The 12798-nt window shown below is 64.5% G+C and carries 10 protein-coding genes and 1 pseudogene; 7 read left to right on the top strand and 4 right to left on the bottom strand.

Translation table 11 applies throughout. The features are described 5' to 3' along the window. Window positions 1–17 precede the first annotated feature (17 nt). Both APH36_RS33155 and APH36_RS12230 read right to left on the bottom strand, forming a co-directional pair. Window positions 18–611, bottom strand: a complete 594-nt coding sequence (locus APH36_RS33155; protein ID WP_156342130.1) for a hypothetical protein — start codon at window positions 609–611, stop codon at window positions 18–20. Between the two features lie 139 nt (window positions 612–750). Continuing rightward, window positions 751–1296, bottom strand: a pseudogene (locus tag APH36_RS12230) (LysR family transcriptional regulator); the annotation flags it as partial. A gap of 261 nt (window positions 1297–1557) precedes the next feature. On the opposite strand from APH36_RS12230, the gene APH36_RS12225 reads away from it, so the two are divergent. The 6 genes from APH36_RS12225 (at window position 1558) to APH36_RS12200 (ending at window position 8051) form a co-directional block, all read left to right on the top strand. Further along, complete coding sequence (locus APH36_RS12225; RefSeq protein WP_060498826.1) at window positions 1558–2004, top strand: acetyltransferase; 447 nt, start codon at window positions 1558–1560, stop codon at window positions 2002–2004. 350 nt (window positions 2005–2354) lie between these two features. Next, window positions 2355–3065, top strand: a complete 711-nt coding sequence (locus APH36_RS12220; RefSeq protein ID WP_060498825.1) for a helix-turn-helix transcriptional regulator — start codon at window positions 2355–2357, stop codon at window positions 3063–3065. A gap of 104 nt (window positions 3066–3169) precedes the next feature. After that, complete coding sequence (locus APH36_RS12215; protein WP_082426379.1) at window positions 3170–4588, top strand: efflux transporter outer membrane subunit; 1419 nt, start codon at window positions 3170–3172, stop codon at window positions 4586–4588. A gap of 28 nt (window positions 4589–4616) precedes the next feature. Next, a complete protein-coding gene (locus tag APH36_RS12210; RefSeq protein ID WP_060498824.1) occupies window positions 4617–5759 on the top strand; it encodes an HlyD family secretion protein in 1143 nt (380 codons plus the stop codon). Then, a complete protein-coding gene (locus APH36_RS12205) occupies window positions 5749–7263 on the top strand; it encodes a DHA2 family efflux MFS transporter permease subunit (protein WP_060498823.1) in 1515 nt (504 codons plus the stop codon). Before APH36_RS12210 ends, APH36_RS12205 begins: the two co-directional genes overlap by 11 nt. A 50-nt stretch (window positions 7264–7313) precedes the next feature. Beyond that, the gene (locus tag APH36_RS12200) at window positions 7314–8051 is read left to right on the top strand and encodes a GntR family transcriptional regulator (protein ID WP_060498822.1); all 738 of its coding nucleotides are present in this window, start codon (window positions 7314–7316) and stop codon (window positions 8049–8051) included. A gap of 22 nt (window positions 8052–8073) precedes the next feature. Here the strand turns inward: APH36_RS12200 and APH36_RS12195 are convergent, their stop codons facing one another. Both APH36_RS12195 and APH36_RS12190 read right to left on the bottom strand, forming a co-directional pair. Beyond that, a complete protein-coding gene (locus tag APH36_RS12195; protein WP_060498821.1) occupies window positions 8074–11157 on the bottom strand; it encodes a MexW/MexI family multidrug efflux RND transporter permease subunit in 3084 nt (1027 codons plus the stop codon). Further along, entirely contained in the window at window positions 11154–12251 is a 1098-nt protein-coding gene (locus APH36_RS12190) for an efflux RND transporter periplasmic adaptor subunit (RefSeq protein WP_060498820.1), read from the bottom strand. Before APH36_RS12190 ends, APH36_RS12195 begins: the two co-directional genes overlap by 4 nt. Window positions 12252–12336: 85 nt before the next feature. Here APH36_RS12190 and soxR point away from each other — a divergent pair, with 85 nt between their 5' ends. Continuing rightward, complete coding sequence (gene soxR / locus APH36_RS12185; protein WP_060498819.1) at window positions 12337–12792, top strand: redox-sensitive transcriptional activator SoxR; 456 nt, start codon at window positions 12337–12339, stop codon at window positions 12790–12792. Window positions 12793–12798: the final 6 nt, after the last annotated feature.

Here is a 12798-nt window from a genome sequence, read left to right as displayed (position 1 = left end):
AACAGCGCACTGCCCGGCTACCTGATACTCAGCGCACGGGCGCCGTTCAACTCACTGGCCGCCCTGCCCGTAGAGGCCCAAGCCGAGCTGGGCATTCTCATGGCGCGCACGCAGCAGGTGATGGAAGCGCAGCTGCAACCGGCGCGGTTGTACATGCACACCTCGACGAACTGCCTTACAAAGATTGCCACCCGGTCTTTCAGCGAGCCTTGGCTCACTTGTGCGAAACGCTCGAAAGCAACTTGCGCACCCACTGAACTGCTGCGCAACACCTCCAGCAGCATCAGAAAGCTCGGCACCGACAGGCATACCCGCCGCGCCCTGCCGTTACGCGCCAGCGCTTCATCGCTGACACCGTGAAAGGCACCGCTGCCCAGCGAGACGATTGCGTGCGCCAGCGTACAGAAGGTGTCGAGGTCCAGGTACCCGGTGGCTGGGCGCCCAACGCGCATGGCGCAGACGTACTGCTCATCGTGCCCGGCACCACCGAGAACTTTGCCTCGAACAAAATCATCATCGCCGGCCTCACTGCCGAAGCCGTCTGGCAACAACTGGATGACACGCGGGCGTTGCCAACGTACTACCGCAATGCAGCGGACATCCGTTTTCATGATGGCTCCGGCCCGTACCTGAGCAACGGCGCACGCTTTCGCTTCACCACGTTCGGTTTCCCGGTCGAGGCGCAGGTTACCGAGCATATGCCACCTGTTCCAGGCCAACCCGCACGCGTGGCTTGGCATGGCTGGGGGCTGACTTGTCGGCCCGCACTACCCTGCCCTGCAGGGTGCGCAGCACCTTGCGCTTGGCGTTGGCTGGCAGCCCTCTGGTCTGGCTGATGCCAACCGTCACATCGCCTGCTGCCAGCAAATCCGGTATGCGCCAGTAATCCACATGCTGCACAACCACCACCACGTTCGGCGCCTCCACCCGCAGGGCCCGCAGCAGTGGCGGCAGCAAGCCCGACTCCACGTCATCGGACAAACCGATGCGGAACGTCATGTTGCTGGTTGCCGGGTCGAAGTCATGGGACAGACTGAGGGCGATGGACATCGCATCCAGCGCCGGGGTGAGGTACTTGATCACCTCTTCGGCCCTGGCCGACGGTTCCATGCGGTTGCCCACACGGAGCAGCAACGGGTCGTTGAACATCGCCCGCAACCTGGCCAGCGCGGCGCTGACCGTGGGTTGGGCGATGAACAGTTTTTCTGCCGCACGGGTGAGGTTGCGCTCTTGCATCAGGGCTTCGAACACCACCATCAGGTTGATATCGGCTTTGCGCAGTTCGTTTCGGTTCATTGGCGCTCCCGGGGCCATGCTTGTTTTGCGGGTCAATTGCAGCATTGACAGTAATCCTGACCGAGTCAAAGGTGCAGACTTGTATCCCCGGTGCTGGCTCAGACAACCCAATCCGGGTACCCTCCTCACTTCCCTTCCGGCCTCCCCTGCCGTGCACCGCCCAGGCGTTGATTCGCGAAGCGGTCATTCATGATGCCGACCCTTGCATGGCCGCCAATCACCGGCGCGCCCACACGCCATCAATCCACTCAGGATGACCTCATGATCATTCGCCAAGGAAATGCTGCCGACTACCCGCAGCTGCTCGACATCTGGCTGCGCGCCGTGCGCGCTACACACCGTTTTCTGCAACCCGCCGACATCGACGCGTTGCTGCCACAGCTGCGCGATATCTACTTCCCGGCCGTCGAGCTGTGGGTAGCAGTCGACACGGATGACCAGCCGCTGGGCTTCATCGGCTTCAACGAGCAGCATGTGGAAATGCTGTTCGTCGACCCCGACCTTCATGGGCAAGGCATTGGCCGCGCGCTGCTGGACTTCGGCCGCCAATCGCGCCATTCAATGAGTGTCGACGTCAACGAGCAAAACCCGCAGGCTGTGGGCTTCTACCGGCATTACGGTTTCATCCAGACATGCCGTTCGCCGCTGGATGGCGAGGGCTGGCCATTTCCCTTGCTGCATATGAGCTTGCCCCTAGGGAGTGATTGAGAGGCATACATTGCAAGGGGCGGCCCCTTGTGTCGCAAAAGGGCCGCCATGCGGCCCCGGCAAGGTTGCGGCCATGAGAGAAGCCGTTTAGCGGGTCAGTTCTATTTCGTTCATCAATGCCCTGGCCAACGCTGTGAAGTATTCGGCGGCGCGTGCGCGATGCCGCCGCATCACATACGTCGGACTCGCTGATACGAAAACTCGCATTTCCCTACGCTTCAGCAATTTTATGTCTTATTTAACGCAAAAATAGCAACATAAGAACAATCTAATTCCAATGTGCGGCAACCCTTAGCAATCGAGCATCGCTCAACCACCGTATACTCGGATCCACTATCGAGGATGCCCACATGCAAGCACTGGGAATGGATTACCGGCACGGCGATGAAGTCGCCAGCCACTGCCACGCCGAAGACCAGCTGATCTACGCCGCCAGCGGTGTGATGCGGGTCAGCAGCGAGGGCGGTAGTTGGGTGATCCCCGGCGGGCACGCGTTATGGATGCCCGCCGGTGTCAGCCATGCCATTCGCATGGAGGGCGCGGTCAGCATGCGCACCTTGTTGCTTGAGGCACGCGTCGCGCATTGCCAGGTGATCGTTGTGTCCGGCCTGCTGCACGAGCTGATCCTGGCTGCAGCGCGCCTGCTCGACCTGCGAGACGGCGAACACGTGCGGGCGTTGATTCAGTGTGAGTTGGCCACTGCCAGGCGCATCGATGCCTTTGTGCCACTGCCGCACCAGGCGCGTTTGCGTGCCTGGTGCGAGCGCTTCTTGCAGGACCCGGCTCAGGACCTGACCCTGGAACAATGCGGCGCACAGCTGAACATGAGTGCCCGCAGCGTGGCGCGGCTGTTCCAGCGCGAGGTGGGCATGTCGTATGGCGAATGGCGCGCCCGGGCCCGGGTGATGCTCAGCCAGCAGTGCCTGGCCAACGGCCAGCCCATCCTGAATGTGGCACTGGAACATGGCTACCAGAGCGCCAGCGCCTTTGCCGCCATGTTCAAGCGCATCCTCGGCTACGCCCCCAGCGACTGGCAGAACGGCTGCGCGCGCGGGTACTGACTGACAGGTTGTCCCACTTACGCGCAGGGTTGTCCTGCTTGCGGCAGCGAGGCCTGGCTCGCCATCGTTAACCTCGCATCACCACCCCTGAAGCGACGTGTGTGATGCCTCTACTGCAATCATTCCCTTTTCCTGCCCGGCTTGGCGCCGCCATCGGCATGCTGAGCGTGCTGGCGGCTTGCGCCCGGCACCCCACACCGGCCGAGCCACCCACCGCACTGCAAGCGGACCCGCTGGCCAGCCTGCCGGCTGGCACCCGCAAGCAACCTCTGCCGGAGCGCTGGTGGGCACTGTTCCGGGACCCACAGCTCAACCACTGGGTGCAGCAAGCCCTGGCGCACAATCAGGACCTGAAGCAGGCCGAAGCGAATGTGCAGGCCATGCTGGCGGGCATAGGGGAATTCGATGCCAGGCGCTGGCCGTCCACCTCCGTGGGCCTTGCCGCGACGTACGGCAAGAGCGCCGATGACCAGACCCTGGCCGAAGCGACTGACAGCCACGCGCCATCACAATGGCAATTCAACCCGGGCATCGAGTTGGCGTACCAGGTGGATGTCTGGGGCCAGGTACGCGCCGCCATTGCGCGTGCACAGGTGCAGGCTGAAGCCACCCAGGCCGCGCTGGACCTGGTGCGCCTGCAGGTGGTGGCCCAGACCAGCCGGGCCTATATCGACCAGTGCATCTACACGGCTCGCCTGGACGAAGCCCGCCAGTCGCTGCAAACCCTCGACCACAGCGTGCACCTCAGCGAGCGCCAGCACCAGGCCGGCGTTGCCACGGCCCTGGACAGCGAACGCCTGCTGGGCCTGCGTGAACAGGTGCGGGCGCGGTTGCCGATGCTGGAGGCCCGACGGCAGATGGCGCTGTACGAGCTGGGCATGCTCAGCGGCCAGGCCTCTTTGGCCGAGGCCAGCACCTGCACGTCCATCCCTTCGCTGTCGGCGCCCTTGCCGGTTGGCGACGGCTGGCAGTTACTCGCACGCCGCCCGGATGTACGCCAGGCCGAACGGGAACTGCAAGCTGCCACGCTCGAGACCGAAATCGTCCGGGCCGACCTGTACCCGAAGGTCAGCTTCGGCGCATCGCTGACGTCCTCGGACCACCACCTTGCCAACCTGGGCGACAGCCGTGCGGTGATGTTCGGCATCGGCCCGCTGATCCGCTGGGAGTTCCCCAACGTCAAAGCCAACCGCGCTCGGGTCGGCAAAGCCGAAGCATTGCAGCAAGCGCAGGTGGCCCATTACCAAGGTGTGGCGTTGCGGGCACTGAAAGACGTGCGCCAGACGCTGGCTCGTTACGACGGCGAGCGACAGCGGTTGCAGGCACTGGACGCGGCCCTGGCGCACAGCCAGCGCGGCTTTGCCCTGGCCCAAAGCAACTACCGGGCCGGCACCGTGGACGGGTTGGCGTTGCTCGACAGTGAGCGTGAACTGATCCGCTTGCGGGGTAGCCATGTCCAGGCCCAAGGGCGCCTGGCACAAGCACAGGTCAACCTGTTTCGCGCTTTGGGCGGGCGGTGGTAGTTCCAAACATCAAGAATGGATAGAGATCATGAATGCTGCTGTAGAACAAACCGCGTCAACCGCCGTTGAGCAGAAGGGCATGGCCGTATCTCGCCGTCTGGCATACATCGCAGGTGGCAGCCTGGCAGCCATCGCCCTGTTGGCCTTCACCAGCTACTGGCTCACCACCGGCCGCTACCTGGAAACCACCGACGACGCCTACATCCGTGCCGACTGGGTGGCCATGAGCCCTCGTGTGGCCGGCTACGTGGCCAAGGTAGAGGTCGATGACGACCAACCGGTAAAAGCCGGCGATGTACTGGTACGCCTGCAAGCCCGCGACTATCAGGCCCGCCTCGACCAGGCCCAGGCCGGCGTGGCCGAAGCCCAGGCGGCGCTGACCGCCACCCAGGCCAGCCAGCAGGTGGCGGCCGAGCGCATCAACCAACAGCAGCAAGCCATCCTGCAGGCAGAAGCCGCCGTGCAGGGCGCTGCAGCCGAACATCGGCGCAGCGAGCTGGACATGCAACGCTACCGTGGCCTGGTGCGTGACGATGCCGCAACGGTACAGCGCCTGGAAAGCGCCAGTGCCGCTGCCTCGCAGGCCCAGGCCGCACTGCAGGGCGCGCAGGCCGCATTGCGCGAACAGCGCGCGCAGTTGGCCATGGCCAAGGCACGATCCGCCCAGGCCGACGCCACGTTGAAACAGAAAGAAGCAGCGCTGGCCCACGCGCTGGCCCGCCAGCGACTGGCCGAACAGGATGAGCAGGACACCATGCTCCGCGCGCCCATCGACGGTGTGGTTGGCCAGCGCCGCGTGCGCGCCGGCCAGTATGTGGTGCCGGGCCAGCCACTGCTGGCCGTGGTGCCCCTGCAGCAGGCCTATGTGGTGGCCAACTACAAGGAAACCCAACTGGCCCACATGCGCGCCGGGCAACCGGTAGAAATACGCGTAGACACCTTCGCCAGCCAGCCACTGCACGGTCATGTGGCCAGTTTCTCGCCAGCCTCCGGCAATGTCTTCGCCCTCCTGCCGTCCGACAATGCCACCGGCAACTTCACCAAGATCGTCCAGCGCTTCCCGGTGCGCATCCTGCTCGACAAACCGCTGGATGGCCCACAAGTGCTGCCCGGCATGTCGGTGGTCACCACCGTCGACACCCGCCCCGCAGAGGTTATCGATGCGCACTGAACAACCGGTCTCGCTGCGTGCCTGGGTGGCAGTGCTGGGTGGCCTGTTCGGCTGCTTCATGGCCGGCATGAACGTGCACGTCACCAGCGCTGCCCTGCCGGAAATCCGCGGCTCGCTGGGCGCCAGCTTCGAGGAAGGCTCGTGGATTTCCACCGCCTACCTGGTGGCGGAAATCGTGATGATTCCGCTGACCGCCTGGCTGGTGGAGGTGTTCTCGCTGCGGCGGGTCATGTGGACGGGGTCGTTCGTTTTCCTGCTGGCATCGGTGGCCTGCTCATGGGCACCCAATCTGGAGGCGATGATTGCCATTCGGGTTATCCAGGGCGCTGCGGGGGCGGTGCTGATCCCGCTGTCGTTCCAGTTGATCATCACCGAACTGCCGGCCAGCAAGATGGCCATGGGCATGGCGCTGTTCAGCCTGGCCAACAGCGTGGCGCAAGCGGCCGGGCCGTCGATTGGTGGCTGGCTGACCGATGCGTATTCATGGCGCTGGATCTTTTACCTGCAACTGTTCCCCGGCATTGCGCTGCTGTGCGCCATCGCCTGGTCGATCGAGGCCAAGCCGATGAGGCTCGAACTGTTGCGCAAGGGTGACTGGCTGGGTATCGCGGCCATGGTGGTCGGCCTGGGCGGCCTGCAGATCGTGCTGGAAGAAGGCGGCCGGCTGGACTGGTTTGGCTCGCCATTCATTGTCGGCATGAGCGTGCTCGCCGGTATCGCACTGGTGGTGTTCGTGGTGACCCAACTGTTCGGCCAGCGTACGTTCATCAACCTGCGGCTGCTTGGCCGTTACAACTTCGGTGTCGCCAGCGTGGCGATGTTCATCTTTGGCGCCGCCACATTCGGCCTGGTATTCCTGGTGCCCAACTACCTGTCGCAGTTGCAAGGTTTCAGTGCGCACGACGTAGGCGTGGCGCTGATTGCCTATGGTGTGGTGCAGCTGCTGCTGGCACCGTTGATGCCACGCCTGATGGGCTGGACCAGCGCCAAGTTCATGGTCGCCAGTGGCTTTCTGATCATGGCGCTGGGTTGCTGGCTGGGGGCGAGCCTGAGCGCCGACAGTGCCGACAACGTGATCATCCCGTCCACGGTGGTGCGAGGCATTGGCCAGCCGTTCATCATGGTGGCGTTGTCGGTGCTGGCGGTGGCCGGGCTGGACAAGCGCGAGGCCGGCTCGGCCTCGGCGGTGTTCTCCATGCTGCGCAACCTGGGGGGCGCCATTGGCACGGCCGGGTTGACGCAACTGGTGGCGACCCGGGAGCGCTTTCACAGTGAGCGAATTCACGAACAGGTGACGGTGTTCGAGCCCGCGGTGCAGGAGCGTGTCAACCAGACAGTGCAAAGCTGGCTACCGCACCAGCAGCAGGTGCTGGAAGGGTTGGCAGCCACTGTTCGGCGAGAGGCGTACCTGATGGCCTACAGCGATGCGTTCTACCTTGCGTGCCTGGCATTGCTGGGCTGTGCGGTGGCGGCGTTGCTGCTGCGCGCCCAGCGGGCCGCGTGAGGGGGCTGGTACACTGTGCCTCCACACACTGTGCCCGACAGACCAACCGTATGAACCCGACGCGCTACACCACCGTGGCAAAGGACTTGATGGAAGGCATCGCCAGCGGCCGTTACCCGGTGGGCAGCCTGCTGCCGACCGAGTTCGAGCTGTGCGACCTTTACGATGTGAGCCGGCACACGGTGCGCGCGGCCATCAACCAGTTGCTCAACCAGGGGCTGGTGTCGCGGCGCAAGCGCGTGGGTACCCGGGTGGAGGCCAGCAGCCCGCGCGGTGGCTACTCGCAATCGCTGGCCAGCGTGGCCGACCTTGCGCACCTGGCCGAAACCCAGCAGCGGGAAATTCAGGACGTGCGGCACTTCGTTGCCGATTTGAGCGAAGCGGCGCGGCTGGGGCTGGTACCGGGTGAGCACTACTTCTGCGTGTCCAGTATCCGCGTCGACCGCCTGCACAATGCGGCGCCCCTTTGCTGGACCGACGTGTATGCGCAGCGCGACTATGCCGAGGTCATCGAACTGGCCCGCGAACACCCCGACCAGCTGATTGCCGGGTTGATCGAACAGCACTATGGCCGGGCGATCGCGGTGGTCGACCAGCAAGTGCGGGCGGTGTTGCTGACAGCGGAAATGGCCCGCGCGCTGAAGGCCGAGGCGGGTTCACCGGGGTTGAAGATCATTCGCCATTACCGCGAGGAAAACGGCGATTTGATGGCGGTTTCCGAGACGGTGCATCCGGATGACCGCTTTACACTGGTCACCCAGATGCGCCGGGATCGCTCGCCTGTCTGATCTCAGGCACGCAAGGCCGCTCCTAGAGCGGCCGCAATTGCTGTTCGGCCTCGATCAATTGCTTGCTGCGCACCGACACCACCCGATGATCCCGCGCCAGCCACCCATACACCGTCGGCAGCACGAACAACGTGAACAAGGTGCCCACCAGCATCCCGCACACAATCACCACCCCCAGCCCGAAGCGGCTGTTGGCCCCGGCACCACTGGCGAACAGCAGCGGCAGCACGCCAAATGTCATCGCCGCCGTGGTCATCAGCACAGGCCGCAAACGTATCTGCGCAGCACGGACGATAGCCGCCGCACGATCAAGGTTGTCGCGCACCTGGATCTCGTTGGCGAACTCCACCATCAGGATGCCGTGCTTGCTGATGAGGCCAATCAACGTCACCAGTCCGATCTGCGTGTAGATGTTCAACGTGGCCCAGCCCAGCGCCAGCGGCAGCAGTGCACCGCAGATCGACAGCGGCACGGTCACCAGGATGATCAGCGGATCCACCAGGCTTTCGTACTGCGCCGCCAGCACCAGATAGATCACCACCAACGCGGCAAGAAACGCCCACATCAGGGCAAAGCCCTCCTGCACGTACTGACGTGATTCCGATTGCCAGTCGTGGCTGAAGCCAGGCGGCAACTCACTGGCCAGTTGCTCAAGCAATGCCACGGCATTGCCCATCGACACACCCGGCGCCGGTATCGCCTGCAAGGTGCTGGCATTCTGCTGATCGAATTGCAGCAGGCGATTAGGCGCAACCTCGATATTCAGGTGCACCACCGTGGCCAGCGGCACCAGGCTGTTGTCCTCGGCGCGCACATACTGGCGGTTGAGCGCCGCAGGCGTCAGGCGCTGGTCCTGAATGCTCTGCGGAATCACGTCGTAGGAGCGCCCGAACAGGGCGAAGCGATTGAGGTACTGCTCGCCCACCAGCACACCCAGCGACTCGCCGATGGCCTGCATGCTGATGCCCAGGCTGGCTGCCTTGGCCCGGTCGATGCGCACCTTCACCACCGGGTTGTTGTAGTCCAGGTCACTGTCCACCACGGCGAACAAACCACTGTCGCGGGCACGCTGCTTGAGGGCTTCCATGGTCTGATAGAGCTCGGGGTAGTCATGGGCACTGCGCAGCACCATCTGCACCGGCAAGCCTCCGCTGGAGCCCGGTAGCGAGGCCACCTGGAAGGCGAAAATGCTGCTGCCTTCGATGTCCGCAACTGCCTGTTGAAGCTGCGCCTGCACCTGTCCAGCAGAGCGCTCGCGAGCCTGCCAGGCACTGAGGTTGATGCCGCCGAAACTGGCGGCCGGGCCGTCGGTGCCGTTGATGATCCAGGTGTCGGTGGTTTCGGCAATAGACTTCATCACCTGGTCGAGCTTCAGCGCAAAGCGTTCCGCATACTCCAGGCTGGCATGCTGCGGCGACTTGATGGCCGTAAGCACCGCCGCCTGGTCCTCGGGGGGTGCCAGTTCGCGCTGTGGCAGCAGGTACAGCCAGGGCAGGTTCAGGCACACCAGCAGTGCCACGCCGCCACTGATCCAGCGATGAGACAGGGTGTAAGCCAGCACCCGCCCGTAAGCCCCGGTCAGCGCCCCGAACAACCGGTCCGCCAGGTTGGCCATTGCGCCGTGCTGCTGACCGGGTTGCAGCAGCAGCGAGCTCATCACCGGCGACAAGGTAAGCGCCACCACGCCAGACACGATCACCGCCCCCGCCAGGGTCAGGGCGAACTCGCGGAACAGCGTGCCGGTCAGCCCGCCCATCAGCCCGATGGGTGCATAAACCGCCGCCAGTGTGAGGGTCATGGCAATCACCGGCCCGGCAATTTCCCGTGCCCCGGCCAATGCCGCAGCAACCGGCGACTTGCCCTCCTCGATATGGCGGTGCACGTTCTCCACCACCACGATGGCATCATCCACCACCAGGCCGATGGCCAATACCATCGCCAGCAAGGTCAGCAGGTTGAGGCTGAAGCCGAACAGCAGCATCAGGCCCGCAGCGCCGAGCATCGACAACGGGATGGCCACCACCGCAATCAACACACTGCGCAGCGAACCCAGGCACAGCCAGATCACCAGCACCACGATCAGCATCGCTTCTACCAGGGTGCGCAGCACCTCGTGGATGGAGGCGTCGATGAAGCGTGCGGTCTCGTAGGCCAACGCCACATGCACACCCGGTGGCAGGGTCTGCTGAATCTGCGGCAGCAGCTGGCGAATGCCCTCGACAATCACCAGCGGGTTGCCGGTTGGCGTGGGGAACAAGCCCAGGTGCACGGCCGGTTTGCCATCCATGGTGGCACTGGTCTGGGTGGCCGCCGCACTCAGCTCGACGGTGCCGACATCGCGCAGGCGTACCAGTTCGGTGCCCGCGTTACGGATGATCAGCTCGCGAAAGTCCTCGACCCGGGTGAGGTCGGTGTCCACCTGGATGTCGGCCAGCACGTACTGGCCGCGCACCTGGCCGGGCGTTGCCTGGTAGTTGTTGGCACGCACTGCCTGCGCCACATCGGCTGCCGTCACCCCGCGCCCGGCCATGCGCTCGCTGTCCAGCCACAGGCGCATCGCCAGGCGCTGCCCGCCGAACGACTGCACCTTCGCCACGCCGTCGATGCCGGAGAACTGCGGTTCCACCACCCGCGACAGGTAATCGCTCAGCTCGGGTATCGACAAGGTATCGCTGGCAAAGCCTACGTAGGCGACGGCAGTGGAGTCACCTGCCGACAGCTCCACCACCGGGTCGTAGGCTTTTTCCGGCAGGCGATAGCGCACCTGGTTGACCTTGGCCATGGTCTCGGCCAGTGCCTGGGTCGAGTCGCGGTTCAGCACCATGCGCAGGGTAATCAGGCTGCGTCCCTGCTGCGAGGACGAGGACAGGTAGTCGATGCCCTCCACCGATGACACCGCCTGGGTAATCGGTTGGGTCACGAAGCCTTGCATCAGCTCGGCAGAGGCCCCGGGGTACTCGGTGCTGATGGTGATGGTCGAGCTTTCCAGCAACGGGTACTGGCGGATCGGCAGTTTGCCCATGGCAAACAGCCCCAGCAGGATGATCAGGCTGCTGACCACCAGCGCCAGCACCGGGCGGCGCACGAAGACGTCAGTGAACTTCACGATTGCCGCCCTCCCTGGCTGGCCTGCAGGCTGTCCTGGGCCACCGGCTCGACAGACATGCCATCGTTCAGTTTCAGCTGGCCAGAGACCACCACCTGATCACCCGGCGCAAGACCAGAGGTCACCTCCACCCGCCCCTGCCAGCGCTCACCGGTGGTGACCTGCACCCGTTTCACACGGGTGCCGTGTTCCGCGTCCCGGGTGGCGACGAACACCGTCTGCCCATAGGCGGTGTAGGTAATTGCGGTTTCCGGCACGGCCAGCACGGTCGATGGCTGCGCCGCGTCCAGGCGCACGCTGGCGTACATGCCCGGTTGCAACTGCCCGTCCGGGTTCGCCAAGGCGGCCTGCACCTGCACCAGGCGCGCCTTGCTGACAACCGGGTCGACCGCCACTACCTGGGCCTGAAAGCCTTGGCCGCGCACGGCATCCACACCCAGTGCCAGCACCTGCCCCACCTGCACCTCGGGCGCGGCCTGCTCGCCCAGTGAAAAGTTGACGTGCAACAGGCGGGTATCTGCCAGGCTGACGATGGTCTCGCCAGCGCCCAGGTATTGGCCCTGATGCACCCGGCGAATACCCAGCTTGCCGGCGAACGGCGCACGGATTGCCTTCTGCGCGATCAACGCCTCGACGTGCTGCAACTCGCCGCTGGCCACATCCACGGCAGTGGCGGCGTTATCGAACAGCTCCTGCGAAACGGCATGCATTGCCAGCAGTTTGCGGCTGCGCTGCAACACCACTTCGGCGTTGCGCAGTTTGGCCCGCAACTGCACGCGCTGTGCCTGCTCCGGGGCGTCATTGAGCTGCACCAGCACCTGCCCGGCCGTGACGGTCTGCCCCGACTCGAACGCGATACCGGTAATGCGCCCCGCCACCTCGGCCGCCACCTGCACCTGGTTGACCGCCTCCAGCTCCCCCGAGGCAAAGTTCTGCCGCGCCACCTGCACCTGCTCGGCCGTGGCCAGCGCCACCTTGGTTGCCGGCCATGCGGCGGCAGCGGGCTGCGTCGAGCTGTTGCCCACCAGCGCATAGGCGCCCGCCAGCACACCTGCCACAGCGCCGGCACAGGCCAGTAACGTCCTTTTGTTCATGCAGTGCTCCGATCAATCAGGAAAGCGGTTGCGGGGAAGATCGGGCAGGACTATAAGAGCTCAACTTAACTTGAGGTCAACAGGTATGGCAGTGGACAACACGCGGATGCTCACGGTAGGCGAAGTGGCCAAACGCAGCGGCGTGGCAGTCTCTGCGCTGCACTTCTACGAGTCCAAGGGGCTGATCGCCAGTGTCCGCACCGCCGGCAACCAGCGCCGCTTTCCCGCGCTGGTGCTGCGTACGCTGGCGATCATCAAGGTGGCGCAGCGCACCGGTATTCCGCTGGAGGAAATCAAGCAGGCGTTCAGCCGTTATGCGCCCAACAGCAAGCTCACGGCAGCGCAATGGGGCGAGATGTCCACGGCCTGGCGCGAAGACCTGAACGCCCGCATCCGCACGCTGGAGGCGCTGCGCGACAGCCTGGACAACTGCATTGGTTGCGGTTGCCTGTCGCTGGAAGACTGCCCGCTGCGTAACCCCGAGGATGTGCTGAGCAAGGAGGGTAGCGGGGCGCGGATTCTCGAAAAGAAGGCCCGCTAGCCGCCC

Source organism: Pseudomonas sp. NBRC 111133, assembly GCF_001320605.1.
Classification (GTDB): Bacteria; Pseudomonadota; Gammaproteobacteria; order Pseudomonadales; family Pseudomonadaceae; genus Aquipseudomonas; species Aquipseudomonas monteilii.
The sequence above is the reverse complement of the archived record's forward strand: the minus strand, read 5'-3'. Positions and strand labels throughout refer to the sequence as shown.

What these genes read in the sequence shown, in the direction of transcription:
- APH36_RS33155 (WP_156342130.1), bottom strand. Translation starts at nt 611, where the DNA reads ATGAAAACGGATGTCCGCTGCATTGCGGTAGTACGTTGGCAACGCCCG.
- APH36_RS12225 (WP_060498826.1), top strand. Translation starts at nt 1,558, where the DNA reads ATGATCATTCGCCAAGGAAATGCTGCCGACTACCCGCAGCTGCTCGAC.
- APH36_RS12220 (WP_060498825.1), top strand. Translation starts at nt 2,355, where the DNA reads ATGCAAGCACTGGGAATGGATTACCGGCACGGCGATGAAGTCGCCAGC.
- APH36_RS12215 (WP_082426379.1), top strand. Translation starts at nt 3,170, where the DNA reads ATGCCTCTACTGCAATCATTCCCTTTTCCTGCCCGGCTTGGCGCCGCC.
- APH36_RS12210 (WP_060498824.1), top strand. Translation starts at nt 4,617, where the DNA reads ATGAATGCTGCTGTAGAACAAACCGCGTCAACCGCCGTTGAGCAGAAG.
- APH36_RS12205 (WP_060498823.1), top strand. Translation starts at nt 5,749, where the DNA reads ATGCGCACTGAACAACCGGTCTCGCTGCGTGCCTGGGTGGCAGTGCTG.
- APH36_RS12200 (WP_060498822.1), top strand. Translation starts at nt 7,314, where the DNA reads ATGAACCCGACGCGCTACACCACCGTGGCAAAGGACTTGATGGAAGGC.
- APH36_RS12190 (WP_060498820.1), bottom strand. Translation starts at nt 12,251, where the DNA reads ATGAACAAAAGGACGTTACTGGCCTGTGCCGGCGCTGTGGCAGGTGTG.
- soxR (WP_060498819.1), top strand. Translation starts at nt 12,337, where the DNA reads ATGGCAGTGGACAACACGCGGATGCTCACGGTAGGCGAAGTGGCCAAA.